The organism is Gracilibacillus sp. HCP3S3_G5_2, assembly GCF_052063305.1.
Classification (GTDB): Bacteria; Bacillota; Bacilli; order Bacillales; family Amphibacillaceae; genus Gracilibacillus.
The window spans coordinates 460,607-484,282 of the sequence record NZ_JBQHXU010000001.1 but is presented as its reverse complement, the minus strand read 5'-3'; the positions used below and the strand labels follow the sequence as shown (position 1 = coordinate 484,282).

General features: G+C 36.9%; 21 protein-coding genes. 15 read left to right on the top strand and 6 right to left on the bottom strand.

All coding sequences use genetic code 11. The features are described from left to right. Window positions 1–44: 44 nt before the first annotated feature. The 8 genes from ACTNEP_RS02270 to ACTNEP_RS02235 all read left to right on the top strand — a co-directional run bounded on the left by ACTNEP_RS02270 (window position 45) and on the right by ACTNEP_RS02235 (window position 8,348). The gene (locus tag ACTNEP_RS02270) at window positions 45–1,184 is read left to right on the top strand and encodes a BMP family ABC transporter substrate-binding protein (RefSeq protein WP_441159934.1); all 1,140 of its coding nucleotides are present in this window, start codon (window positions 45–47) and stop codon (window positions 1,182–1,184) included. A gap of 56 nt (window positions 1,185–1,240) precedes the next feature. Further along, window positions 1,241–1,948, top strand: a complete 708-nt coding sequence (biuH, locus tag ACTNEP_RS02265) for a biuret amidohydrolase (RefSeq protein ID WP_441159933.1) — start codon at window positions 1,241–1,243, stop codon at window positions 1,946–1,948. A gap of 18 nt (window positions 1,949–1,966) precedes the next feature. After that, entirely contained in the window at window positions 1,967–2,644 is a 678-nt protein-coding gene (locus ACTNEP_RS02260; RefSeq protein ID WP_441159932.1) for a cysteine hydrolase family protein, read from the top strand. Between the two features lie 19 nt (window positions 2,645–2,663). Next, window positions 2,664–4,268, top strand: a complete 1,605-nt coding sequence (locus ACTNEP_RS02255; protein WP_441159931.1) for a PucR family transcriptional regulator — start codon at window positions 2,664–2,666, stop codon at window positions 4,266–4,268. Continuing rightward, a complete protein-coding gene (locus tag ACTNEP_RS02250) occupies window positions 4,265–5,209 on the top strand; it encodes a formamidase (RefSeq protein WP_441159929.1) in 945 nt (314 codons plus the stop codon). The genes ACTNEP_RS02255 and ACTNEP_RS02250 overlap by 4 nt, the downstream gene beginning before the upstream one ends. A gap of 14 nt (window positions 5,210–5,223) precedes the next feature. Continuing rightward, the gene (locus ACTNEP_RS02245; RefSeq protein ID WP_441159928.1) at window positions 5,224–5,634 is read left to right on the top strand and encodes a cupin domain-containing protein; all 411 of its coding nucleotides are present in this window, start codon (window positions 5,224–5,226) and stop codon (window positions 5,632–5,634) included. Window positions 5,635–5,665: 31 nt separating this feature from the next. Next, window positions 5,666–7,417 carry an allophanate hydrolase gene (gene atzF / locus ACTNEP_RS02240; RefSeq protein ID WP_441159927.1) on the top strand — a complete coding sequence of 584 codons (1,752 nt, stop codon included), beginning with the start codon at window positions 5,666–5,668 and terminating at the stop codon, window positions 7,415–7,417. A gap of 475 nt (window positions 7,418–7,892) precedes the next feature. Then, window positions 7,893–8,348, top strand: a complete 456-nt coding sequence (locus tag ACTNEP_RS02235; protein ID WP_441159926.1) for a helix-hairpin-helix domain-containing protein — start codon at window positions 7,893–7,895, stop codon at window positions 8,346–8,348. Window positions 8,349–8,416: 68 nt separating this feature from the next. Here ACTNEP_RS02235 and ACTNEP_RS02230 read toward each other — a convergent pair whose 3' ends face one another. Then, entirely contained in the window at window positions 8,417–9,259 is an 843-nt protein-coding gene (locus tag ACTNEP_RS02230) for a LysR family transcriptional regulator (RefSeq protein ID WP_441159925.1), read from the bottom strand. Between the two features lie 117 nt (window positions 9,260–9,376). Between ACTNEP_RS02230 and ACTNEP_RS02225 the strand changes: the two genes are divergently transcribed. The 6 genes from ACTNEP_RS02225 (at window position 9,377) to ACTNEP_RS02200 (ending at window position 16,738) form a co-directional block, all read left to right on the top strand. Beyond that, complete coding sequence (locus ACTNEP_RS02225; RefSeq protein ID WP_441159924.1) at window positions 9,377–9,769, top strand: VOC family protein; 393 nt, start codon at window positions 9,377–9,379, stop codon at window positions 9,767–9,769. After that, a complete protein-coding gene (locus tag ACTNEP_RS02220; RefSeq protein ID WP_441159923.1) occupies window positions 9,747–10,523 on the top strand; it encodes a class I SAM-dependent methyltransferase in 777 nt (258 codons plus the stop codon). The genes ACTNEP_RS02225 and ACTNEP_RS02220 overlap by 23 nt, the downstream gene beginning before the upstream one ends. Before the next feature lie 242 nt (window positions 10,524–10,765). After that, window positions 10,766–13,360 carry a DUF2252 family protein gene (locus ACTNEP_RS02215; RefSeq protein WP_441159922.1) on the top strand — a complete coding sequence of 865 codons (2,595 nt, stop codon included), beginning with the start codon at window positions 10,766–10,768 and terminating at the stop codon, window positions 13,358–13,360. 357 nt (window positions 13,361–13,717) lie between these two features. Next, complete coding sequence (locus ACTNEP_RS02210; protein ID WP_441159920.1) at window positions 13,718–14,716, top strand: tripartite tricarboxylate transporter substrate binding protein; 999 nt, start codon at window positions 13,718–13,720, stop codon at window positions 14,714–14,716. 17 nt (window positions 14,717–14,733) lie between these two features. Continuing rightward, entirely contained in the window at window positions 14,734–15,186 is a 453-nt protein-coding gene (locus ACTNEP_RS02205) for a tripartite tricarboxylate transporter TctB family protein (RefSeq protein WP_441159919.1), read from the top strand. 13 nt (window positions 15,187–15,199) lie between these two features. After that, window positions 15,200–16,738, top strand: a complete 1,539-nt coding sequence (locus ACTNEP_RS02200) for a tripartite tricarboxylate transporter permease (RefSeq protein ID WP_441159918.1) — start codon at window positions 15,200–15,202, stop codon at window positions 16,736–16,738. 149 nt (window positions 16,739–16,887) lie between these two features. On the opposite strand, the gene ACTNEP_RS02195 is transcribed toward ACTNEP_RS02200, so the two are convergent. The 4 genes from ACTNEP_RS02195 to ACTNEP_RS02180 are packed head-to-tail and all read right to left on the bottom strand — an operon-like array spanning window position 16,888 to window position 21,658. After that, window positions 16,888–17,952: an MBL fold metallo-hydrolase gene (locus tag ACTNEP_RS02195; RefSeq protein WP_441159916.1), complete on the bottom strand. Its 1,065-nt coding sequence runs from the start codon at window positions 17,950–17,952 to the stop codon at window positions 16,888–16,890. Window positions 17,953–17,978: 26 nt separating this feature from the next. After that, a complete protein-coding gene (locus ACTNEP_RS02190; RefSeq protein WP_441159914.1) occupies window positions 17,979–19,631 on the bottom strand; it encodes an ABC transporter permease in 1,653 nt (550 codons plus the stop codon). A gap of 39 nt (window positions 19,632–19,670) precedes the next feature. After that, the gene (locus ACTNEP_RS02185; RefSeq protein ID WP_441159912.1) at window positions 19,671–20,687 is read right to left on the bottom strand and encodes an ABC transporter substrate-binding protein; all 1,017 of its coding nucleotides are present in this window, start codon (window positions 20,685–20,687) and stop codon (window positions 19,671–19,673) included. 2 nt (window positions 20,688–20,689) lie between these two features. Further along, window positions 20,690–21,658 carry an ABC transporter ATP-binding protein gene (locus tag ACTNEP_RS02180; protein ID WP_441159911.1) on the bottom strand — a complete coding sequence of 323 codons (969 nt, stop codon included), beginning with the start codon at window positions 21,656–21,658 and terminating at the stop codon, window positions 20,690–20,692. Between the two features lie 136 nt (window positions 21,659–21,794). Between ACTNEP_RS02180 and ACTNEP_RS02175 the strand changes: the two genes are divergently transcribed. Continuing rightward, a complete protein-coding gene (locus tag ACTNEP_RS02175) occupies window positions 21,795–22,691 on the top strand; it encodes a LysR family transcriptional regulator (protein ID WP_441159910.1) in 897 nt (298 codons plus the stop codon). Between the two features lie 197 nt (window positions 22,692–22,888). Here the strand turns inward: ACTNEP_RS02175 and tatC are convergent, their stop codons facing one another. Next, the gene (gene tatC, locus ACTNEP_RS02170; RefSeq protein WP_441159909.1) at window positions 22,889–23,617 is read right to left on the bottom strand and encodes a twin-arginine translocase subunit TatC; all 729 of its coding nucleotides are present in this window, start codon (window positions 23,615–23,617) and stop codon (window positions 22,889–22,891) included. Between the last annotated feature and the right edge of the window lie 59 nt (window positions 23,618–23,676).

Genomic DNA, 23,676 nt, shown 5'->3' with positions numbered 1-23,676 from the left:
ACGCCTATTTACTTTTAAATGATCAGAAAAAAGGAGAGATAAAAATGAGAAAATATAAAGTGTGGTTATTAGTATCAATGTTGGCGATTATTACAGTATTAGCTGCTTGTGGAAATGAAGAAGGAAATGCGTCAGAAGCAGGTGATTCAGATTCAGCTGCGCCTGGAGAGGGAGCTGAAAAAGTAGGTTTTATTTTTGTTGGTACAAAGGATGATTATGGTTATAACAAAGCTGCTTATGATGGAAGTGTAGCAGTCGAAGAAGCTTTTCCAGAGATGGAAATATTACGATCTGAGAATGTACCGGAGACTGGGGAGGCTGAGCGTGTCATGGAAGAAATGATTCGAAATGGCGCGAAAATCATCTTTCCAACTTCTTACGGACATCTGGATCCAGCGATGAAAGTAGCTGAGCGACATCCAGACGTAGCATTTTTCCATCAAGGCGGATTAGAGAATGCGGAGAATCTCGGAACTTATTTCGGTAATATTTGGCAATCAGCATACTTAGCTGGTGTATCAGCTGGACATTTATCTGAGACCGGCAAATTAGGTTACGTTGTTTCCTTTCCAATCCCACAGGTTTTGTTAAATGTGAATGCTTTTACATTAGGAGCACAATCTGTTAATCCAGATGCAACTACTAATGTCGTATTTACTGGTAGTTGGTGTGACCCTGGTCAACAGGCAAGCTCTGTTAATAGTCTAGCAGATCAAGGAGTAGATGTGATCTCCCAACATCAGGATTGTACAAAAACGGTTATAGAAACGGCAGATCGATTAGATATCATGTCTGTTGGTTACCATGCAGATGCGTCACCTCTTGCAGAGGATACATGGATTACAGGTGCAGTCTGGAATTGGGATGAATTGTTTGTAGACATGACACAAACAGCGTTGGATGGAAATTTCGTAGACAGTATATATGATGGCAAATATCGTGGTGGATTAACGGAAGGTGTAGTAGAGTTAGCACCTTTTGGCAGTATTGTTCCGGAGGATGTACAGGCGTTAGTGGAAGAAGAGCAAGTTGCACTGGAAAATGGTGATTTTCATCCATTCGAAGGTCCTATAGTAGATCAGAATGGTGAAATAAAAATTGAAGAAGGTGTCATCCCTACAACAGATGAATTAGAAACAACGGATTATTTCGTAGAAGGTGTAATTGGAAATATTTCTGAATAATGAAAAGGAGAGAGAAACACACTCTCCTTTCTATATTAATAGGTGAGGTGAAAAGTATGTATATTGAAGCGCAACCTTATATTTGGCCATATCATCAAAAATTAAATCCTAAAGAAACAGCATTGATCGTTATCGATATGCAGACAGATTTCTGTGGCAAGGGTGGTTATGTGGATGCAATGGGGTATGACTTGAGTTTAACAAGAAGAGCGATTGCCCCTATTCAGAAGCTACTAGAAAAAGTTAGGGAGATACCTGAATTTACTGTTATCCATACAAGAGAAGGACATAGACCAGACTTATCCGATTTACCGGAAAATAAAAGGTGGCGAAGTGCTCAAATCGGTGCGGAAATTGGCAGTAAAGGACCAGCTGGAAAAATATTAGTTAGAGGAGAACCGGGATGGGACATAATCGAAGAATTAAAACCGTTAGAGCATGAATTGATTATTGATAAGCCTGGAAAAGGTAGTTTTTATGCGACAGATTTAGATTTAATGTTACGTAATAAAGGTATTAAAAACTTAATACTAACTGGTATTACTACAGACGTATGTGTGCACACCACAATGCGTGAAGCCAATGATAGAGGATACGAATGCTTAATATTAGAAGATTGTACAGGTGCAACAGATGCAAATAATCATCAGGCAGCATTAGAAATGGTAAAAATGCAAGGCGGGGTTTTTGGAAGTGTATCTAACTCCTTACATGTCCTTGAGGCTTTACAAGAATGGCAAAAGCAAAAACATGCTACTTTATAAAAAAAGGTGATGAACGAAATGGAAAATATGTTGGAAGTAGAATGCTCTCCTTTTCCGTTTTCCTTTAAACCTGAGCAAACTGCGCTTCTCATTATTGATATGCAAAATGATTTTTGTTCAACTGGCGGATTTGGCGAACGACTTGGAAACGATATAACGAAAACAAAATCAATTATTCCTACGATCAAACGTGTGTTAGACCGTTTTAGAGAGAAAGGTTTAACCGTCATTCATACTAGGGAAGGTCATGAGCCAGATTTGTCAGATTGCCCTAGTAGTAAGCTGAGGAGAAGTAAAGTACAAGGAGCAGGAATCGGAGATAGAGGGACAATGGGGCGAATATTGATTAAAGGTGAGATGGGTCATGCAATTGTGGATGAATTAACCCCTCTTCCAAATGAATTAGTGATTGATAAACCGGGAAAAGGAGCCTTTTATCAAACAAATCTTTTAGAGAAATTAGAGCAAAAAGGAATAGAATCATTAATTGTAACAGGTGTAACAACTCATGTTTGTGTTCACTCTACAGTTCGTGAAGCAAATGACCGTGGCTTCGAGTGTTTAGTATTGGAAGATGGTACAGCGGCTTTTGACCCACAAGATCAAGAAGCAGCCATTCGTATGTTTCATCAACAAGGAGCAATATTTGGATGGGTTTCTTCAGCAGAACGTTTGCTTCAAGCGTTAGAGCAATAGAAGAAATGAGGGAAGACTGGTGAAAAAAGATCGTGGATTGACAATAGCAGAATTATTAACATTGCCCCAATTTGGGGAAGCGAAATTATTAGCTGGAAAGCATAAATTGGATAACTTGATTAAAAGAGTCAATGTTATGGAAGTACCTGATGTAGAAGACTGGGTTCGGCCAGGAGAGTTTTTAATGACAACAGGATATCCGTATCGAGATAATCCAATTGCGTTTGAATATTTGATACCAAAGTTAGTGGAAAAAGGAGTTTCAGGATTAGGTATCAAAACAAAACGTTTTTTAGAGGATATTCCTCCGTCTGTTATTGCGGTTGCAGAGCGATTACAATTTCCTTTGATCGAGTTACAGCCAGACACAACATTTTCAGATATTGTAAGACTTACGATGGAGCAAGTGTTTTATAAAGAATCCGAACATCTATATGTATTGCAAAACCGTTTAGAGCATTTGACTTCAAAGTTAGCTGATACTAGAGAGCTTGAAGATTGGTTAACAGTGATAGCTGACGTAATGGGTAATCCAGTATGCATTGTAGATTTTACAGATAATCATCCTGTCATTCCCTACAGTTCAACCAATTTTCAAGAGATAGAAGCAACGATTAACTGGGGAAATGTTAATGGCACATTGCAAAAGCAAACAAGAAATATCAAGGTTAATGATCAACATGTTTCGATTTACTTATCTTCTATACCTGTAAAGTATAGTGAGCGACTTTGGTTAGTGTTAGTAGAATGGAAAGCCACTACTACTTCAGTTGATTATTTGACCATGGACCGATTAAGTGAATTATTAGCATTAGAAATGGTCAACCAAAAAATGAAAAAAATGATCGAAGAGAAACATTTAAAGCAGTTTTTATATGATTGGATAAAAGGTCATTTCTCTTCGGTAAATGATATGGTTATTCGAGCAAAATCAGCAGGATATTCACTTGATAAGAATGCATTTTTTGAAGTTTTACTTGTAAAGGATCAACCGGACTATGTTTCTTTCACTAAAGAAAAATGGAAGGGATTAACAAATATAGATGTTAGTTTTGTAAAGATTGATGAAGATCTTGTCATTCTTGCTTCAAGTGATCAATGGGAGGCATTAGATGTAGGGGTTTCAACCGTATCAAAAATCCTAACAGATAAATGGCCGCAGATATCCCTTTGTAGAGGTGGGATTATTGATCATCCTGTATTATTGCCAGAAAGTTACCGGAAAGCGGTAAGAGTAAGTGAAATTAGTCATTATTATCATTTCCAAATGAATGTCTTATCCTTAGAAGATTTAGGTATCTATCAGTTGCTATATTATGTACCTGATAATGAAGAAGTAAACTACTACGTAGAAGAATTGATCGGCTCTCTAATAGATTATGATAAAAAAAATCAGACCAATCTTATTGAAACGTTAGATCTATATTTTAGGCATAATCGCAACATGAAAAAAACAGCACAAGCATTATCTACACATTATAATACAGTTGTTTATCGTATGGAGCGTGTGAAAGAAATTTTAAACAAAGATTTAAATGATGCTGATCATCAGTTACAAGTGTATTTAGCGCTAAAATTAATTAACCTTCGTTCCATGAGAAATATGAAGGAGGATCAAGAATGACTGGTTTAGGAGGACTCAATAAATCACCGGATGGGGTTGTGATTGGCTTAGTACAGTTACAATTACCCAACGTGAAAACACCAGAAGACTTAAAAAAACAAACAGAAAAAGTGTGCGATTTAGTTGGGAAAGCACGTAGAAATCAAGAAACAATGGATTTAGTTGTGTTTCCGGAGTATTGCCTACATGGGCTGTCAATGGATACCAACCCAGATATCATGTGTCGAATCGATGGACCAGAAGTTAAAGCATTTCAACAAGCATGTACGGAGAATGATATTTGGGGTTGTTTTTCCATTATGGAATATAATCCTAATGGTAATCCATATAATACGGGTTTAATTATCAATAATAAAGGAGAAATCAAGCTTAACTACAGAAAGCTGCATCCTTGGGTGCCCGTTGAACCTTGGGCTCCGGGAGATTTAGGAATTCCGGTTTGTGAGGGTCCTAATGGAAGTACCTTATCATTAATCATTTGTCATGATGGGATGTTTCCAGAGATGGCGCGTGAATGTGCATATAAAGGTGCAGATATTATGATCCGAACAGCAGGATATACTGCTCCGATTAAACATTCATGGAATATTACCAACCAAGCTAATGCCTTTTGCAATTTAATGTATACTGCTTCCGTGTGTTTAGCTGGATCAGATGGTACGTTTGATTCTATGGGGGAAGGAACTTTTGTTAATTTTGATGGTGTGCCGCTTGTAAGAGGGAGTAATCGCCCCGATGAAATCATCACAAGTGAACTAAAGCCATCGTTAGTGAAAGAGGCAAGAAAGCATTGGGGAGTAGAAAACAATATTTATCAATTAGGTCACCGTGGATATGTAGCAGTAGCTGGTGGTGCAACAGATTGTCCATACACATATATGAAGGATTTAGTAAACGAGAATTATCAATTACCTTGGGAAGATGAGGTAATTCATAAATAGTAAGGAGTGTAAAAATGGCTGATGAAACAAAGGTGTTAAAAGGAGAGCAAATGACATGGGAGCCTATGAGTGACCATCTACATTTGTTTCATAAAGAAATTTTAAGTGCGGAGAAGGCTGATGAGTTAGGAGTACATGCAAGTTCGATTTTATGGGAGAAAATAGACGTTGGAGGTCAAGTTTTGCCCCATTTCCATGATGTGGTGGAAATTATTCATATAACTACTGGAAAGGTGAAATTATTACAAAATGGAAATTGGCAGTCTTATCAAGCAGGTGATACCTTTCAAGTACCAGCAGGTGTGATACATTCAGTAGCGAATGATGGTCAAGAGCCGAGTGAACAGATTAGTATCTTTTTGCCAGTTACTGAACCCCCTGTAGCTAATAGCTTTTTTAGTACTACCTTAGTTGATGAAGAATAGATTACCGTTGGATGGGAATGGAGTGGTAAGGATGAATGTCGAAACATTACCTCAAGAATTAACTATTGAATATATTCAAACAGCATACCAAAAGGGAGAGTTAACACCACAACAATTAATGGAGTATGTTGTTGACCGTGCAAATCATGAAAAGGAAAAAAATATTTGGATTACCCCTCCTGAGATGGACCAGATAGCACCATATTTAGCAGAAATAGAAACAAAAGATCGTGAAAGTCTCCCACTATGGGGAATCCCTTTTGCAGTAAAAGATAATATCGATGTTAAAGGGATGTATACCACGGCAGGATGTTCCGAGTATGCTTATCTGCCTACTAAACACGCAACAGTTGTTAAAAGATTGGTTCAGGCTGGGGCGATACCAGTTGGTAAGACTAATTTGGATCAGTTTGCCACAGGCTTAGTAGGAACGAGAAGTCCATATGGTGAAACGCATAATGCTCTAAAAGAGGAATTAATTAGTGGAGGTTCAAGCTCAGGTTCTGCAGTGGCAGTTGCGACGGGACAAGTGGCATTTTCACTTGGGACAGACACTGCTGGATCCGGTAGAGTACCTGCTAGCTTAAATAGGCTAATTGGATGGAAGCCTAGTGTCGGAGCTTGGTCCAAACGGGGAGTTGTGCCTGCATGTGAAAGTATTGATTGTGTGACTGTATTTTCTCATTCATTAAAAGATGCATTGCAAGTAGATCGTATCGTAAGAGGGAAGGATGAAAAGGACCCATGGTCAAATGAAAGAAAGAGAATCGAAGAGCAATTACCCTCTAAGCTCCTAATTCCAAAGGATACGATCGACTTTTTTGGTCCATATTCCGAGCAGTACCATCTTGCTTGGGAAAGAACGTTGGAGAAATTAGCAACATTATCCATTCCGATAGAATATATCGATTATGACATTTTTCGAAAGGCTGCAGAGATTCTTTATGGTGGTCCGTGGATAGCAGAAAGATGGGCCGCTTTAGGAGGATTTGTCTCCTCTCACCCTGGTGTAACTTTACCTGTTACAGAAAAAATTTTGCGAAATGGCGCGAAAGAAGCGTATAATGCGACAGTACTTTTTCAAGCGACCCACCAATTACAACGATATAAAATGTATGCGTGGCAAATACTACGAAATGCTGTATTAATAACACCTACGAATGCAGGTACTTGGACACGTCAACAGGTAGAAGAAAACCCAGTTGAAACAAATCAAAAAATGGGTGCATTTACGAACCACTGCAATTTATTAGATTTAAGTGCGATAGCAGTACCGTCAGTTGATGCGGATCAGGATGTGCCATTTGGTATTACTATTTTTTCTACTGCTGACCAAGAAGGAACAGTATGCGGTTTTGCGGATTTATTTTTAAATGGTAAAGAAGGAAAAATGGTGAATTCTACGCAATCTACCGTTCTACTGGCTGTTTGTGGATTGCATATGCGAGGGTATGAATTAGAATATCAATTAATCAACAATGGTGCTACGTTCGTTCAAGAGGCTGCCACTGCAGCTGAATATCAGTTTGTTAAGCTGGCCTCCAATCCACCTAAGCCAGGGTTAATCAGGAAGCGTGCAGGAGGTGCTTCGATTAAAATAGAGTTATGGGAAATGCCAATTCGAAATTTAGGAGTGTTTGTTGACCTGATCCCTTCTCCTTTAGCGATCGGCAAGGTGAAACTCGATAATGGTAAAGAGGTGTTAGGATTTATTTGTGAGGGATTTGCAGAAGAAGAGGCTGAAGATATTACGAAGGAAAGAAGTTGGCATAATGTGGTGTGATTACATTACACCTATACTTACTTTTAAGATGGATTTTGAGAATGAGCCATTTTTAACTATCTTATGATAAATAACAAACCACACCTCCTAAAAATAAAAGAGGTGTGGCCCTCATTTGCTCTTATACTTTGTTTTTCTCATTGAATGTTCGTACAAAAAATAAACCATAAAAAAATGCCACTAATAAGTCGATAGTGGTATTTTTTTATGACGGAGTAATCGGTTAATTTTTGTGGATTTATGTTAAAGTATAGTATGGATAAGATGAAATGAAATACTAGAAATCAAATGAATGGATGTTGAAGTGGCGAATAAGTTAATGCCTTACTATCAGAATGGAGTAGAGGAAATATTAAAATCAGTTGCTCCGTATACTTTTCAAGGATAATGATGGTTCAAAACCCTTCATTTAGAGGAGTCTCGTTTTAGATAAAATAGATATAAAAATTCATAATATTTGTGAGGAGATACACTAATGAGTTCCTATACTTTACCGTTAACAGACATGGAAAAAAGAAAACTCCGTAAAGCAAAAGTGAAAATAAGTGAGCTTCATACGTTTGATCAAGAACAAATCGCCCAAATATTGGATCTTCCTGTTGAAACAGCTAAGAAATTAAAGGGATTAGCTGATTTTCAAAGTGTTCCTTCTATAGGCTATAAGCTGGCTGAAAAATTAGTTTACCAACTGAACCTTTTCTCATTATCAGAAATGAAGGAGAAAGATCCAGCGAAGCTTTTTGATGAATTAGAACAAAAGCTAGGCGTTTGGACTGACAGCTGTGTAGAAGATCAAATACGTTGTGTCGTTCATTATGCTAATAATCCCGATAGTAGTAAGCAGTGGTTTGCTTTCACTGATGAAAGAAAAAGCTATCGTAAAAAAGTTGGCTTTCCAGTAAATAGACCAACTAAAGCTTGGTATGAGTAATGATGATCATCATACCTATATGTTCATATAGTGGAGTAAATTATCATTATAATAATTTTCCTCGCTAGTTATATTTTTTTAATCAAATCGATAAAAGCACGCACCTGTGGTAACTGGCTTGCTGCTTCAGATGCACATAGCCATGTTTTACGAGTGATGTATGTGTCTTCTAGCATTAAGGGATGAAAGTTATATGTTGTTTTGCTTAAATCTTTAATCGCTATTTCTGGTAATACGGCAAATCCGATGTCATTCGCGACAAACTGCTTACATGTCTCGATTTGATCTACTTTAATAACTTTACGGTATGTAAAGGTCGGGTGTTGCTTAAACCAATTATTTACGATCGTCTGAAACGTGTAATCTGACTGGAATTCAATTAATGGTTTTAATTTTTGCGAGGTTTCCTTTTTCTCTACTAAATAAAGCTTGTCTCTTCGTAATTCTTGACAATGCAGATTTTTGGGCTTTTCTCCACGAATAATACAAACATGAAATTGCTCAGCTGAATGGCGAAATAATTCACTTAAACCTGTCTGTAGTTCTATTTTTACTTTTGGATACGCGGTAATATACATTTTCAGAATTGGAGGTAATATATATTGGCCAATTACAGAGGAGACACCTAGTGATAGCGTACCGCGAATTTCATTGGACATCCTTTCCACCTTTTCTCGAATTTTTCTTTCTTCATTTATCGTTTTTTCGGCGAAATCCACGATCATTTCTCCTGCTGGGGTAATTGACAATGTTTTATGAGACCGTACAAATAGCTGCTCTCCCCATTGCTGTTCAATCTGTTTCAATCGTTGACTTAAAGCAGGTTGTGAGATTAATAACTGTTGGGCAGCACCTCTAATTGTTCCCGCTTTTTTTAATGCTACTAATAACTCATAATCATCGACTTTCATTTTGTTGTTTCCTTTCTATAAGTTTTCCTTATCAATTTTAATTAAAAATATGTATTTTTCTTATTAATGCTTATTATATACAATTTAATTATCAAGTGAAAGCAGGAGGATGATCGAGTGATTCAAGGAATTCATCATGTGCAAATGTCTATTCCAAAAGGCAAAGAAACGGAAGGAAGAAGGTTTTACTGTGATTTACTAGGTTTACGTGAGATCGAAAAGCCAGCGGCACTTACAGGTAGAGGAGGATTCTGGCTGGATGTCGGAGATAGAGAAGTGCATGTTGGGACAGAGAATGATGTCGACAGAATGAAATCAAAGGCACATATCGCCTACCAAGTAGATGATATTACCTATTGGCAAACAAAACTGGCAAAGCATGGCGTGACGACGTTAGTCTCCATACCGATTCCTGGTTTTAAACGATTTGAATTTCGTGATCCTTTCGGAAATAGGGTAGAAATGATCCAAGTATGGGAGGGTGAAAATGGCAATAAATTTTCACAGTGAGAAGAATCGAGCTACCTATGCAACGAGAGATGCTGACTGTACATGGAAGAAAGCAGTGAAAGAACTTGTGCCTATTGAGCATATCTCTCACGCTTTGGACATTGGTAGTGGTGGTGGTATTTATACGAAAGCACTAGCTGAAATGGGAATAGAAACAATTACAGGTATTGATTTTTCCGAAGTAATACTAGCAACAGCGAAAGAGAATTGTAAAACATATCCAAATATATCGTTTATTTATGCTAATGCATTAGATACAGGATTAAAAGGTGACAGTGCTGATTTATTACTTGAACGTGCATTGATTCATCACATAACGGATGTAGAAACATGTTTTCAAGAAGGATATCGATTGTTGAAGAATGATGGCTATTATATTGTACAAGATCGTACACCAGAAGATTGCCTATTGTCAGGAAATGAGCATCATATTAGAGGTTATTTCTTTGAAGTGTTCCCAGATCTCAAAGAAAAAGAGATAAATCGCAGACATAAAAGCTTAGTTGTTAAGGAATTACTGCAACAAATAGGCTTTCGAGAGGTAGAAAAAAGAACCTTATGGGAAACGAGAAAAATATACGAAACGAAGGCAGAATTGTTGCAAGATTTACGTGCTAGAACAGGCCGAAGTATATTGCATGAGTTAACAGATCACGAATTAAATCGATTAGTTGACTATGTTGACAAGGCAATAACGATTGATCAGCATATTGTGGACAAAGATAGGTGGACGATTTGGAAGGCGGTTAAATAGTATAGAGTATTTTTATCCAGACCTTCCTTTAAAAAGACATTAAACATAGAGGTTGATACATATTAGTTGGGAATAATATGTATCAACCTTTTCGGTATAATAGGTCAGATAGTTATTTATCAAGACTTAATTCATAATTAAAGTGAATGTAATATTAAAGTTAATATTTTGTAAAATTCCCCTCGAATATTGCAGAAAATGGTACGATAGTCACGAATTCAAGAAATATATAGGAGGAAAAAATGAAACGTGTAATTCTTTTATTTGCCGTTATTTTAATGCCTTTATCGATTTTTACTGCAGATCGGCTCCATGCACAAAATGAAGACGAGGAAAAGCTAGAGGAGATAACCTCATTAGAAGATGCATTTGAAGATGAATCTCTTTTACAAGTAATAAAAGAAGAGGTGGCATCGAATGGCTACTCCCTAACCGAAGAAGCATTACAAGAGATAACAACATTAGGGAAAGTAAGAGAAAGAGGAATAAAAAGTCTCAAGGGAATCGAGCTTCTTACGGGGTTAACAGAACTGGATATGCGCTCCAATGAGATTTCTGATTTGTCTCCATTGGCATCACTTGAAAAATTAGAGTCTATTGATTTAAGGGATAACAACCTTTCTTCATTAGCTGGAATCGAAGAATTAATTAATTTAAAAGAGCTTGATATACGTGGTAATAGTGTGGAATCATTGGAACCTCTGAAAAATATACTATCGCTTGAAGCACTTGACCTGAGGGACAATAGTATTACGGATATTCAGCCATTAGAGGGATTAGTTAATGTAAAAGAACTGAATCTGAGAAATAATGGTATTACTGATATAAGTCCGCTAGCAAACCTTAAACAATTGGTCAGTCTTAACCTTCACTCCAATCAGGTTAGTGATTTAACGCCATTAACTGATCTAACAAAAATAGAAGAACTTATTTTAAGAAGAAATAAAATTAGTGATATTACTCCTTTGCAGCATCTAGTAGTGCTTGCGGACCTTAACATTCGTGATAATAATATAACGGATCTTAGTCCGTTAAAGGATTTAGAACATTTACGAGTACGTTTGAATCTTGATGGTAATTCAGGTATAAAAGACTTTTCACCAATAGCCCATTATTATGATGAAATTGAAGATGTTGATTTTGTTCTACTTGATCGATCTGTTATTGATATTACTGAATTAAACCCACTAACTGGAGAAGGTCGAAAGGAAATGATAAGGGATTACATCATTGCCTCTAATCAACATATTACCGATAGTAGTATTAGAGAAACAAAGTTCAATCAGCTGGCAACTGGCCCATTTGCTTTTTATAGGGGAACAGCATCACTATTTTTCCAAGATGTAAAGGAACAGGTCATTGAAATTCCAGATAGCTGGTCGGTGTTAAGCCAGAAAAACACATGGATTACCGGAGATTTACATATTGAGAATATTGGATTTTATGGTAATAGAAATAAGGAAGCTATTTTTGAATTAAATGATTTTGATGAAGTAGCTATTGCACCATTCTATTTTGATTTGTTGAATTACGGGACAAGTTTATATCTTCTTAATGACGCGGGGCCGCAATTGCAGTTAGGTCAAGAGGATATAGTGGAAATGGTTGTGAAATATGGTGGTTATTATCGTCAAGCGATTTCGAATGTAGCAAATGGGTCAGTAGATGTAAAGCTGCATTATTTTACAAAAGATAATTTAGATGGTTTTATTGGAGACTTTGCCAAAGAAGTAAGTGAAGAGCCAATTAATAATCAATTGACAACCTGGACAACCATCATGGATAATCGTGTATTTGACCAGACAAATAACCGTTTAGCTGAAGTAACGGAAGCGGAATGGCAGGAAATTACAACAAATTGGGACTCATATGTAAATAGTTTAGATGAAGAAATCCTTACAACTGTTGGAAAAGACTATTTTATCATTAAGGATATAGCAAGAAGGATAAATGCAGGATTGGGAAGCTTAGGGTATGATCGTTATTATGTCTTAATAGAAGGCGAAACAGATTCAGCTACAGACGATATTATTTTGGATGTGAAGGCACAAGGTCCATCGGCTGTTGAAGCATCTGGATTATTTGATAGTTCTGCATTTCCTACACATGCTAGTCGAACCATTGCTGGTGTTCGTGCACTGCATAATTATCCAGATATTCACTGGGGGACATTAGAAACAGAGAACCAGTCATTTTTAGTAAAAGAACGCTCTCCTTTTAAAGATGAAGTAGGGCCGGTTGATTTTGGTGGGATAGATGATCTTGATAATTTTATAAAGGCTAGTGCTGAAGCAACTGCTTACGCACATAGTCGTGCAGCAATTGAGTTAGGCGACAGTTCCTTTGCAACTGATTTATCAGCTATTTTTGCAACTGAATTATCATCATTTGATGAGCAATTAGCTGATATTACATTAAAATACTATGCACAAGTAATCGAGGACCATAAATTGTTTGCTAGCCTTCATCATGAAAATGCTTTTGATAATATTAAGGATTATCACAATGAGGAGAAAGAAGAAGAGAACAAAGATGACGGTAACCATACAGTTCCAGGGGATAATAGTAAAAATAAAGATCTAGTCAATAACACGAAAGATGATCAGAAAAAGAAAAGCCAAAAGAATAATGAGAAATCAAATAAAGGTGACGCCAAAATAAATGATCCAGAGAAAATTTCTGAGTATGAGCAAGTATCTCAAGACAATGAACATCTATTACCGAAAACTGCAACATCCATGTATAATTACTTGCTTGCCGGGATTATTTTACTGATACTTGGTGTGCTGCTAGTTTTAGTCTATAAAAGAAAAATACCGAAATTAGTCATTAAATGAATATAAATACCAAGGATAACATTCCCTTCTATTTAGTCAATGTTCACTATTTTTAGTTTGTAGTGAACATTGACTTTTTTTTATTCTAGGAAAAAGCTCAACGTACGTATTAAATAGAAGCAATACTGCTAGTTTCTATTTTAAATCTTAAGCCGATAGATTGTAGGAATTTAACAACGTTTGATGATCAGAGGAAAAATGTTTGAGAGATTTTATAACATTTTAATTGTTACTAATGTTTACCTGTAGTTAAATGATAGTGACGAAAAGATGTTAAAAATAAAAAAATAATTCCTATTAGTAAGTAAAATAATGTGAAAATATACAAAAGATAATCAAGAAAGAGGAGTGGCAATTTTGAAAAGAATATTAATACTAGTTTTAGTAAGTCTATTGATGTTACTAGCTGCGTGTGAATCTAATGAAGCAAAAGGGGAAGAATCATCCGGGCATACTTCATTCCCTGAAAAGCCGGTGCAGCTAGTGATTCCTTATCCACCAGGTGGCGGAACGGACGTACTCTTTAGATTGGTAGCAAGTTACGCCGAAGAACATTTGGGTCAACCAATTGTTCCGCAAAATATGGGAGGTGCTACGGCAACTGTTGGTTCCCGTGAAGTGAAAGATGCGGAACCAGATGGATATACGATTCTTGGGAGTCATCAAGTTATTGCTACAGCAAATCATACTGGAATTGTAGATTATGGATTTGAAGCATTTGAACCTGTTATGTTAATGACGTCCACACCACATATTCTTTCTATTAGTAAAGAATTTAGTGAAGAGCACGGTATTACGACTGTAACAGAGTTTACCGAATATGTAGAGCAACATCCTGGTGAAGTAACATGGGCATTTACAACCGGATCGGAAGACCATTATACTGTCGCGGCAATGCTGGATGCTGCAGGAGTGGATCCGAAATCTCTAAATTATGTGAATTATGATGGGACAGGCCCACAATATGCTGCATTAGTTGCTAATCAAGTTATGGGAATGACAGCAGATTATGCATCTGGGGCAGGGTATTTTGAAGACGGTTCATTAATACCGTTAGCAATGGTCGATGAGGAAAGAAACCCATATTTACCAAATGTACCAACTTTAATTGAACAAGGAATTGATTTTGCTGTGACAGTGGACCGTGGAGTTTTTGCGCCGAAAGGAACTCCACCAGAAGTGGTTGAAGTGCTGAATCAAGCATTTGCTGATGCTTTGGCAGAACCTGAACTTCAAGAGGAAATAGAAGAGTTAGGTAGCTTTGAAAATTATACTTCTACCGATGAATATAGACTTCACCTTGAAGAATTAGATGAGAAAATGGCAGAACTATCAGATAAAATGATTTTTGATTGAGAAATGGAGGATCGTAGATGGCAAATCGCTTATTTGCACTAGCTGTTATAGTTCTATCGAGTATTTTTTTCTGGGGAACAAATCAATTTGCTACAACGTCAGGGGGGTATAATGTCTCCCCTGCGTTTTTTCCAAGGCTGATTTTAATGGTTATGTTAGTACTTGCCATCATTATCTTTATCAAAAGCTTTTTTAATGGGACGGAACCTTCCTTTTTTCAATCGGTACTGCACTATTGTCGACTACACTGGCGAGTTGGGGTCATGATATTTTTCATCTTTTTATTTATTTACTTGATGCCGATTGTTGGTTTTTTATATGCATCCATTGTGTTTTTGATTTGTTCGATGCTGTTGTTACTTCAGGCATTTTCCAGAAATATCATCGTTAGTTGTCTGGTGATTGCAATCATTGCACCATTAGCAATAGACTTGCTTTTTCGACATGTATTAGGAATTTATTTACCGTAGGAGGAGATAAAAGGTGGAGGTATCTTTTATATTATCAGCGCTTCAAGAAGTAGCTCATCCATTAGTATTAGTATACATATTTATTGGTGTATTTTTCGGGATAATTGCTGGGGCTATTCCTGGATTTACCTTTACCATGGCTATTATTCTTGCCTTTCCATTTACTTTTGGTATGGAGCCGATTCCTGGCCTTGCCTTAATGATTGGAATTTATATAGGTGGGCTTTCAGGAGGGCTAATCTCCGGGACGTTGTTAGGTATTCCGGGCACACCATCCTCCGTTGTGACAACTTTCGATGGTTTTCCGATGTCTAAGAAAGGGGAATCATCGAGAGCGTTAGGAATCGGTATTATCTCCTCCGTGTTTGGGACGATTGTTGGTGCACTCATACTATTTATGTTTGGCCCGATCATTGGCAGGTTAACCTTGAACTTTGGGCCATGGGAAATATTCTCTCTGATTTTCTTTGCCTTGACATTAATTGCAGGATTAAGTGGTGCAAGCTTATTAAAAGGACTAATTGCTGGTTGTCTAGGTTTGTTGATTGGCACCATCGGTATTTCGCCAACAGGTCATATTAGATTTGATTTTGGGTTTAGTCAAATGGCAGCAGGGCTAGATGCTATCCCAGTATTGATTGGGCTATTTGCTTTTTCTCAATTATTTACCAATATTGAAGAATTAAAAGAAGCTAGAAATAAGGAGATAGATAAACAAGTATTGAAGCAAAAAGTGAAAATTCCATTTTTAACGGTATTGAAGGACTTTTTTAACGAAAAATGGAATGCTTTACGTTCTGCCCTCATAGGGTGTTTTGTTGGTGCCTTGCCAGCAGCAGGAGCGGAATCGGCAAATTTTATTAGTTACGACAGAGCGAAGAAGAAAGCGAGGGAAACTGATAGACAATTTGGAGAAGGAAATCCAGGAGGAATTGTTGCTGCAGAAAGCTCGAATAATGCAGTTGCTGGAGGAGCTTTTATACCGACGATCACTTTGGGGATTCCGGGAGATGTAGCCCAAGCTGTAATGATGGGGGCACTTATTTTACATGGGATTACCCCTGGACCTGGCTTGTTTCAAAATCAGCCTGTTTTAGTTAATTCCATCTATGTTGCGATCATTTTCAGTGCCGTGGCAGTATTAGTTATCCAATTATTTTTATTACCACTTTTAACAAGGATTACGTTAATACCGAAGGAAATACTTGTGCCTACCATTCTAGTTATGAGTACTGTAGGTGCATTTGCACTAAATAATAGAACTTTCGATATATGGGTAGTGTTTGTTTTTGGATTAATAGGTTTTTTACTAACGAAGGCAAAAGTTCCGTTAGGCCCGGTAATTCTAGGATTAATTCTAGGGCCCACATTGGAAGGAGAATTAATAAGAGCACTACAAATTGATGATAATATTATGTTGTTTGTCACAAGACCGATATCATTAACTCTATTAATTTTAGCATTCGGTTCTGTCATATTTTCATTACGTAAACAGAATAAAGTTAATAAGATAGATAATAGTAAAGTATCTTTATATAAAGATGTATCATAATTTTGCGCCTTATTGTCCAGACAAAATGGTATGTCTGTCTGGTATAGAATAAACACCCCATCCCTTGTTACGGTGGATGGAGGTGTTTGGTAATCACAGTTGAGTTATTTGTTTTATCGGATTTTTTATCATAAAAGCCTTTTTTGGCTTTATTGTACCAGATTTTTAGTGATATAATGTTTGGAATATAAGTGATCGACAATTACTTTTAAATCATGTTCCTCACTATGAAAAAAAATATATTCTTTTGCATTGATTGTTCTCACTAACGCCTTTAAATCATTACTATCAGGGTGTGATTTATAAAAAGGAGAATTTCCCCCCCTATACACACCGGTTTTTATTTCTTGAAAGCCAGCACTTTTATTTAATAATAAATAGATCCCCGGTTCTTTCATTCCTTTATAGCTGGTTAGACGCTTACTTTGTAACATGACTTCTAATTCATCCACTTTTTCTGTGCGTATGTTATCAGGGGTTGTTCGGTAAAACTGTAAATGTTCTTGTAAAGCCTGATCGATAACAAAATTTCTATCAGGAAGTGCTTGATAGAGTGAAAATAAAAGATCACATGCTTTTCCAGAGATCGTAATGGGAATTAGATAGCTTTCAGTTGGGTCTTTCAGAGCTGACAATATATTCGTAATACTCTTTTCATAAGGCATTGCTTGTGCACTATGGCCACTATCTATTAGTGCCATATCATATAAAAGCATATCTGGTGTGTCCGTAACTAATAGTGGAGAAGAAAGTGCAATATCTCCAGAGTAAAAAATGACTTGCCCTCCTAGATAAACGATATACCATACACTTCCGAGCATATGTCCGCTATAACCCCAAGTAATCGAGAGGTTTTCTGTAATGTTCATTCGCTTTCCTCTAGTACTTTTTGTGAACGAGCGAAAATGTAACCTATCAATCGACAATTGAGCAGATTTCTCTTGCCATTTTGAAATAATGGTTGGCAACTGCTTTATGCTTGCTTCACTCATCCATACGTCACCTGTAAATCCTTTTTCTGCTAATAAAGGCAGCGCACCGATATGGTCATTATGAACATGTGAAATAAATACAGCTTGAATAGATTGTGCTATTTCTTCAGTAATGTGCGGATATACTTCTGGACTCCCATTCCGTACACCACAATCAAGCATGATGCGTGTGTTGGTTAGTTTGTCTGTTAGTAAAAAGCAATTTCGCCCATATTCTCCCACTCCTCCAAGGGCGCATAGATCGATCATTAGTTCGTATGTAGCGCCTTCCGTTGTAAGAGTTCAATCAAAAAGATACAAAGTATGGTTAACAGTACCGTGATTACGGCCATTGCCATTCCTTTTGATACATCACCTTGTTCAAATTGGCTATAAATAAAGGTGGCACTAGTTTCAACTGATGGAGGGAGAATAAGTAAGGAACCAACTAGTTCACGCATCGAAATAATAAAGGTCATCATCCACCCGGCTAAAATACCTTGTCCTAAAAGTGGTAGCCATATTTTTAATAGTATCATCCAGCTATTTTGAGCAAAGACTGCATTTGATTGATGAATAGATGGGTGTAACTGTGATAAAGCTGACTTTGTATATTGAACAGAGTAAGGTAAAAACAACACAATATATGTTAAAATGGGCATCCAATTTGTATTATAGACGGTTGTAGGAAGCCATGCTGCATTCCAAAACAGAATAAGTCCTACGACGAAGACAATTCCAGGAATGATATTTGATAACAAGCTTGTAAAATCGAGAAACTGTTGTGGTTTCCTTTTACCATCTTTAATATACAATGCTGCACAAAATCCGATGCAAGCCGCAATAGTAGAAGCGACAAAGGCAAAATTAATACTGTTCATCAATGCCTGAAAACTAGATGAACCAACTGTAAAAAGATCTGTATAGTGACTAAATGTTAAGTTACTCATGCTAAGGGCTTCGCCACGAACCTTTAATAAAGAAGTAGCAATGATTGAAAAATACGGTATACCGATAGATAGTCCTAATATGATAAGTACATATCCAGTTGAAAAGATTCGTATAGCTAGTGAATCTTTCGTTTGGCTTGCACTTGTCGACTTACCTGAAAGAGTGCCATACGTATATTTGCGACTAATCACATTTTGGATATACCAAATGAGCATACAAACACTAAGTAAGATAAGCGATAGGCTAGTAGCAGCAGAAATATTAATTGGCCAACGTGATAAATAACCATGAATCTCTGTTGTAAAGACATCATATCCAATTCTTTTACCAAAAGTGGCAGGTGTTCCAAACTCTGCTAATGTTTTAATAAATACCAGTAAGGCTGCCATGACATAGCTGGAGATTAATAATGGCAAGATGGCACGAATCCAGTTCATAATTGGATTTCCACCATAAATCAATGTTGCATCCTGAAAAGATCCATCAATTCTCAGTAAGGCATTTTTTAGCATTAAATAGAGAAATGGATAGAGGTGCATACTCATGATAAAGACCATTCCAGCTACACTGAAAAAGGTAAACGGTGCTTCTGATTGAAAAATCTGTTCATAATAACCATTATGTTGCATAAACAAAATCCAGCCCATTGAACCGATATAGGGTGGTGTCATAAATGGAATAGTGAAGACAATATCTAACCAGTCGTATTTAGCTAGAAATGTTTTGGTTCTAATAATGGCTAAAGGTAGTGCGATACAGGTCGTTAGTGCAATTACGTAAAGACCAAGCAATAAAGAATTTTGCATCGTTTTGACGATACTATTGTTTTGTAAGACAGATAGCAATGAATCAAATGAGAGAGTGCCATTTTCAAAGAAAGTATAGCCGAGCACCGCAAGAAGTGGTGCTACAGCTAATATACTAAGTATAATAAACAAAGCCGTAAAAGGGGCATGTCTACGTACAATCATACGTATTCCTCCAGTGTGTTACTTCATTGTCTAGAAGTTTTAATTCAGTGATGTGAACTTATTTAATGTTTCTACTTGTTTTTCTTCTGCATTTTCCCAATCAACAGGTAGTGTTGGAATCTCATTTAATGCAGGACGGTCATTTAATTCGATCGCATCATTACCAGGTAGAATGTAAGCATCTGCTACCATTTCCTGTGCTTTATCAGATAATAAGAAATCCATAAATGCTTGGGCACCTTCAACATTTTGTGCATCTGCTAGTATACCGGCAGCACGTGGACTAATAACTGTACCACTTTCAGGATAGTAAATATCAACTGGTTCCCCATCACTTTTCGCTTTGTATGTCATATAGTCGACAGCAGATACAACGACATCTTTATCACCAGTAATTACAGCGTCCAATGATTCTTTGTTTGCCCCGGCAATAAGTAAGTCATTGTCGATCCAGCTTTGAACGGTATCCCAACCATCATTTTTTGCATTTGTTAAACCATAAAGAAAGTCAACAGCAGAGCCGGAAGAAGTTGGGTCAGGCATTGTTACACGTCCTTGCCATTCTGAATCACTGAAGTCATCCCAGTCAGCATTAAGTGACTCTACTTGATTGGTATTATAGGCAACACCTAGAGCGGCAGCACTATATCCATAATAATAATGATCCTGATCACTCCATTCTGGGTTAATACTGTCACCATTTTCTGCTTCATATGCTTGTAATTTATCCTCTGATTTCAATCCCTCCATAGATGGTACAGAAGCTAATACAACAACATCTGCCACAGGATTATTCGCTTCCGCCTCTAGACGAGATAAAATTTTTCCTGTTGTACTTTGGAACATCTCTACTTTGATCCCTGTTTCTTCTTCAAATGCTTCTTGAATATTTTCAGCTAGTCCACCTGGTCCTGCAGAGTATACGGTAATTGTGTTGTTATCTGTAGATGAATTGTTCTCTGCGCCGGAAGCTTCATCATTGTTAGCTCCGCAAGCACTTAATAGAATTGCAGATGTAAAAATTCCTGCCACTAGCGTTAATTTTAATTTTTTCATTGTTATGCCTCCTGTTTTCTTAATGAATGAATGGTATTTTCCTCGATATACAGCTTGATCTTTTCCCCTTGTTCATGTGGGTGATGATCATAGAACTTCCACAAATGACCGTTTGTTTCAACGAAAATGAGATAACGGTCACCTTCAAACATGCTTTTTTTCACAATCCCTGATCTAAATGCGGTGTTTGGCTGTGGGGATGGATGTACATGTTCAGGACGAATCATTTTTTTCTTATCCTCAACCCAGTTTGTTTTGCCAATGAAATTAGCTACAAAAGGATTGGTCGGAGAATGATAGATTGCTTCAGGTGTACCTGTTTGAACAACTTCTCCATTGTCCATGACAATCATGCTGTCAGACATCGCCATTGCTTCTGTCTGATCATGTGTCACAAAGATGGCTTTTGAACCAATTGATTGGACAATAGTTAAAATCTCTTCACGCATTTGCTCACGAAGAATCGCATCAAGTGCACTGAGTGCTTCATCAAACAAGATAAGCTTTGGGTTAACAGCAATTGCTCGAGCTAAGGCGACACGTTGCTGTTGCCCCCCAGATAGTTCACCAGGCTTCATTGCTGCTTTTGTCTCAAGCTTCACTTTCCTTAATGCATCTTCAACGATTTCTGCTCGTTGAGATTTTGAAACTTTTCCTCTTAGCCCGAAAGCCACATTGTCAAAAACCGTCATGTGTGGCCAAAGTCCAAAATCTTGAAAGACCATCGCAATTTGCCGCTTATTTGGCTTTACATTTACTTTTTGTGACTTAGAAAAAATCGGTATGTCATCGAAATAGATTTCTCCAGCTGTTGGTTCTGTAAGTCCAGCTAGCATTTTTAACAAGGTTGTTTTTCCACAGCCTGATTGACCGAGAATCGTTACAAAAGTATCATTAATCGTTAGGTCAATCGGTTTTACTGCATGGACATTACCATATTTTTTCTCGACCCCTTTTAAATGAATGTTCATCATATCCTCTCCTCACTAATTAGTGTAGTAGAGAAATGTTTAGCGAATATTAACTAACTGTTAACATTAAATTAAAATAAATCTGATAAAATCATCATATCGTTAGAAAAATTCTAAAATACTTTAGGGTGATAAAGTGAATATTCAAAAATTAAATGTGTTTATTTCATTAGTAGAAACAAGAAAAATGACCGATACTGCAAAATTACTAGGATTATCTACTCCTACTGTGTCATTTCATATTAAATCTTTAGAGGATGATTATGGCATTAAGCTTTTTCGTACCAATGCCGGTGGATATAGACTTACTGATGCAGGAGAAATGCTCTATCATTATGCAAAACAGCTAAGTCAGACAAATCGAGCATTAGAAAAAAGTGTAGAGGATTATAAAAATGGAGAAAAAGGTGCTATTAAGCTGGGAGCAAGTGGTGTTCCGGCCCAGTTATTCATGCCAGAATTGATTCATCAACTGGCAGAACGGTATCCGAGAATAAAGGTATCGTTAGATGTACAAACTGCCCCAGACATAGAAAGAATGCTATTGTTACAAGAACTTGATTGCGGATTGATAATGGAAACAGGAAATCACGAACCGAATCTTATCTATGAACCAATCACTACTGATAAGATTGTGCTAGCTTTTAGCAAGACTCATCCATTTAACGGTAAGTCCGCTTTAGCCGAAAATGATTTATATAACCAGACATTACTAGTACATAGACTTTCCAGTTCAACAGGTCATTTCTCTAAATCATGGTTACAGGAAAAAAAGCTAAAAATGGAAATGATTCAACTAGATTCAGTTACGACTATTATTAAGATGTTATCATATGGGAAGGCAGTAGCACTTATTTCGAGGAGATTGATAGAAAAGGAAGATCATTTAGCATATATCGAATTCCAGCATCAAGACTTAGAAAGACAAATTCATTTTGTCTACCATCGCAACTTATGGAAGAGTGGTCCGTTTCGATATTTTCAGGAGCTTGTTTTGAGGTTGGAGAAGGGCATGGATATTCTTCATCATTAATCCTACCATTGATTAATGGAATGATCGTTATCCCGTTTTCGACATCTCTACTTAACTAAGATAACTTCTATTAGGCAGTCATGCTATACATCGAAAAGTTTCTAAAGATGTACCTCTTGTCTATTAAAAAAAGACGGGAGTAGTCACTCACCCGTCTTTTTTGAAACATGATAAATGCTTTGTTTTTTCTTAATGGCCTACACTGTCCATTCAACTTCCTTTGCTAGTCTTTTCTTATAAACAACCTTAGAAATAGTGACACTTAATTCATATAAGAGCAGTAAAGGAATGATGACCAGGATATCTGAGATAAAATCGGGAGGTGTAATCAGGACTGATAGAACGATTAGAAAGAAATAGGAAATTTTTCTCGCTTTAGCCAGCCTTACCGGATTAAGAATTCCTAACCGCGTTAAAAACATTACTAATAATGGCATTTCAAACAGAAAGCCAAATGGTAAGCTCAAGTGGAGCATGAACAAAAAATATTTATCAGCAGTGAACATTGTTTCAAATTGTCCTGCGGAAATAGTAGTTAAAAATTCTAGGACAATTGGAAATAAGACAAAATAACCAAAGCAAATTCCAACAATAAATAAAATAAATAAACCAGGGATAAAACGTAAAGTGATCTTACTTTCTTCTTTTGTCAGCGCAGGAGCGATAAATTTCCAGGTCTGAAATGCGATGACGGGAATCGTTGCTGCTATAGCAAACACTCCTGCGATCATCATATATACCCATAAAACATCACTTGGTCCCAAAAGAGTCAATGTCCCGTTAAAATCTCTAATTAACCAATTGTAAATATCCTGAACAAAAATAAATGCAACAATAAAAAAGACCATGAATGCTAACAAAACAATCATTATTCGTTTATGTAATTCCTCTAAGTGTCCAACGAGATTTAGCTTGTTGTTTTCCATGATTTACGCCTCCTATTAAATAAGAAGTAGACGAGCTTCCTCGCCTACTTACTCATTGT